2 protein-coding genes and 1 pseudogene are annotated in these 3683 nt (G+C 65.7%); 1 reads left to right on the top strand and 2 read right to left on the bottom strand.

Features of this window, described 5'->3' with window-relative positions:
- Positions 1-99, bottom strand: a pseudogene (locus ACZ45T_RS24765) (RlpA-like double-psi beta-barrel domain-containing protein); the annotation flags it as partial.
- A 1384-nt stretch (positions 100-1483) separates the two neighbouring features.
- Between ACZ45T_RS24765 and ACZ45T_RS24760 the strand changes: the two are divergent.
- Positions 1484-1816 (top strand): transposase, encoded by a 333-nt coding sequence (locus ACZ45T_RS24760; protein WP_468444795.1) that lies wholly within the window; start codon positions 1484-1486, stop codon positions 1814-1816.
- A gap of 139 nt (positions 1817-1955) precedes the next feature.
- Here the strand turns inward: ACZ45T_RS24760 and ACZ45T_RS24755 are convergent, their stop codons facing one another.
- A complete protein-coding gene (locus ACZ45T_RS24755) occupies positions 1956-2156 on the bottom strand; it encodes a hypothetical protein (protein WP_468444793.1) in 201 nt (66 codons plus the stop codon).
- Positions 2157-3683 lie beyond the last annotated feature (1527 nt).

The raw sequence follows: 3683 nt of genomic DNA, 5'->3' as shown, positions 1-3683 counted from the left end.
CACCTTCAGCTTCGTCCCTGTCGGAAACGTCCCGCTGCTCGCCGCCGGTGGTCCCGCTTCACCCGACAACGTCACCGTCGACCCCTGACACACCACGTCGGGGACGGCGGCATTGCCGGTCGCCATCGTGGCGGCGACCCCTGCGGTCACGAGGGCTCCCGCGAAGACAGAGAGCACGAGCTTCTTCGTACGACTCATAGTCCGTTTTCTGGACACTGGCACTCCTTGATCCGATGGACGCTGTCCCCCCGCCACGTCCTGCATACGGCCGGCATCACGCGCATGGTTCAGATCTGTCGCAGCCTCACAAATTGGGCTGAGAGGCGTTTCGCGGCGCTGCGCGGGGGCTTACCACAAGGCCCATGACCACTGGACTGCGTTCAAAGAAGCAGGTCACGTCCCTGAAGTCGATGGAGGTCGAGGTGTGTGCGGCCCTCACCTCTACGGTTTCGATCGGCGCGGGGCGCGGAGACCACAGGCGCCCTTAAGGCTCAGTTGAGGGGCCCTTAACCAGCCCAAAGCAATCGGAAGCGCGGCCCACGGGCATCAGAGTGGGTCGTCGTAGGCAGCACGGCCGGGCGTGCTGCGGCCTCCCCTCCGTCCTGGCTGGTGCGACGGTCTTCCGTCATGAACGACAGCATCCCTGCCCAGCTCGTCGAGGCAGCGGGCCGGGGGTACGGTTGCGTCTGCTTCGGTCACTCGCGAGAGGGCGGCGAAATCGGTCCTTGTGATCAATGGCCGCAAACGGCCCCCTTGCATGCTCGGCGAGGACAGGGCGAGTTGCTGGTGTGCGCGACCGTAGTTGGGGGCGGTGTCGATCCAGGCCGTGCCCTGGGAACAGGCGGTGCGCGCCAGCTTCGGTACGACGCGCACTCTGTACGTGCCCAGTCCGAGCGAGGCAGTCACCGGCTGCTCCCGAGGACGTGGCGGCCTGTCCTGCGGCCAGTGCGGTCATCACCTCGGCGGCCTGGTCGACGGTGAGCCCAGAGTGCTGCGCGAGCGCGGCGAGGGTGAACGGCTGTCCCTCAATCAACAGGTTCAGGAGCGGACCCGCTCACCGAATTCGGCAGGGGTCGCTACCGCAACACCGACCTGCGCGAGAACGACCTGTCGGCAATCCGAGGCGTGGCGAACCTCGCCAAAGTCCGCATCGACCCCGGCCAGCAGTCCGACCTCGCCGAAGCCCTCGTTAACGAACTCGAGATCACTATCGGGGACGACTGAACCGGGAGGATCCCGTGCCCCTGCAGATCGCCTACGGAGCCCCGTCCGCCCTCCACGCGCGCTGCGAGATCGCCACCAACCCCACCCCCTTCTCCTTTCGTCACGGTGCGTGTTCAGACAGGGAAGCCGGGATGGAGGACAGAGCAGGGGTCCCCTCGACCGCCAACAACAGAGAAAGCCGCCTCCCATACCCGGGCTGTAACCCTGGTGCGGGAGGCGACCTTTTCATGCTGACTATCCATCAGGAAATGCGTCGGGCGTGCGTCACGAGCGTCAAGATATCGCCCTTAACGCGCACAGCGCACATAATGCACACTGCCCAAAACCGCAGGTTAGGCGCCGCTACGACTCCAACCCCAATCGCGATGAACTGCGCAAACGCCGGACCCTGCCCGTCATCTCCCGCAAAGGAGCCCCGTACATCAAGGACATGGGCAAGCTCCGCTACGTCGTGGAGCAGACCTTCGCCCTGCTCCACCAGTTCAAACGCCTCTCCGTCCGATGGGAACGCCGCACCGAGCTCCACGACGCGTTCGTCTCCCTTGCCTGCAGCCTCATCTGCTGGCGACGCCTCAACAAGCCGGAATCATGATCGTGTTACGAGCTCCTACGGCGATGGTGTGCTTGTCCCAGTCGTCCAGGCACTGGCCCGCTGTCCTGCTTCCGTGCTCGCGGAACGGGCGGGCGTCTGCCTCCTCCCAGTCCACGGGGTGCGCCTGGCCTGTCCAGCTTCAGGCGCACTCCGCCCGCAGAACGTGCGCTGGGCCGGGTGGGGAGGTCGGAGCCGTCACCCGGACCACCATGCCGGACGGGCCGGAGGCCGAGTCGAAGTACACCGGCTCGGGCCTCGTGCCGTCGAACAGCAGCACCGCGACCCGACCCTCATGCGACCTGCCGTACTCCTCGGACTTCCACGTCTCGCCCTTGGCCATGTGCCCCTCCTCCATCCCGGGCCCGCCTTCCGCAGGCTCTCAGGACGACGATTCGCACCCACGGCCGCGGAGTGCGCGAAACAGAAGAAGTACCTGCGGACGGGGCGGCGCCTCCCCGCTCACCCTCCTCGATTTGGGGCGTCCAGGGCTCTGACAGACCCTGCGCACCTGCGGGACCGGCGGGACCGGTCGGACCAGGGTTGCCCGGGCAGCCCGGCCTACTGCCGGCCCCGCAACGCCCGCACCGACACCGCTGGCAAAGCAGCGTCCGGACCAGTACCTATTCCTGCCAAGCCCGGGTCCCCGTGCTTCCTGATCCACCCGCCGATCACACCAACCCCCGCTGGACCGTGATCAGAACTCACGCAACTGAGACAGCGTCACCCCACGTGCGATAAAGCCCGGGAACAGCGATCCCATGGCAAATCTCTTACCCCCAAGTCAGTGACCCCACTCGCTGAAAACAGCCTGCTACCAGCAATAACGTCCCAAAGCCCACTGACTCTCACCCCATCACCCCAAAACCAAGAGATCGCAACCAGCCGTTGCGCGGAAGGCGAGGGCGAATGACAGCCCTGGGTCGGGCAGCAGCGGAGAGTGGCGAAGATCTTGCGGTCCTTCCGGCGGGCGTTCGTCCGGTTGAGACCCGGAGGGTGTGGACCGGAGCCTCCGCATGCGGTTCGCCGCCGCCGCTGCACGAAACGCTGCGGCCCGGCTGACAGCGCCGTCGTGCACGACTCCTCAGGACTCCCGAGGTCATTGTTACCGGTCTCGCCGCGGGCCGTACGCCACGGGCGGGAGAACGCTGCCGCTACATGTCCCAATGCCGGACTCGCCCGCCTTGATGACCGAATACCGCCCTATTAGACGGCGTGGCCGATTTTGAAGCCGCGGTGTTGTCGGGGAGTTGGCACCGGGCCATGATCGCTTCTCGTACAACCTGACTACTCACCAGGGAGCCGAGATGTGATGGCAAACCCTCTTCCACGGGATGGGGCTGGACGGCCTGCGGGCCGCCTTCCGGTACCTGCAACCCGGGGCCACCGTGCAGGGTTCTGGTTTCTGAACAAGGGACGTTTCTGAAACTCACCTGCAAAGCCACTCAGAGGAACTCCGGGGGCTTTTCGTCTCGGCCCTCGCGCAGGCGGTTCTCAGCTTCTCCCGCACTACAACATCCGCGTAGGCACGGCCGTTCACGCCGAGTGGGTCCGCCTGGCAGCACGGCTTCATGTATGTCGCCCCGTACGCCGGACTCCGCTACTGCGCCGACGCAGACCACGCGGTCCGACACGCGTCGTCATCACCTGATGCAGCCGACCCGGCCCGAACGGGGTGGGCAGAGCCGGCTCTGACCACGACAATCCCCGGTCGGCCGAGCAAGACATGGCCATCCGCCCGTCAACTGCCGACGGCGCACGGCCATGACTTGATCGCAGCTCGCCGCGTTCTCCTCCGCCGTGCCGCTCTCTCACATGCCCTGCATTCACGAAATTCCACTATCAAAGGAGTTCTTGATCTTCATGTACA

The organism is Streptomyces sp. NPDC030995 (genome assembly GCF_055571215.1).
The sequence above is the reverse complement of the archived record's forward strand: the minus strand, read 5'-3'. Positions and strand labels throughout refer to the sequence as shown.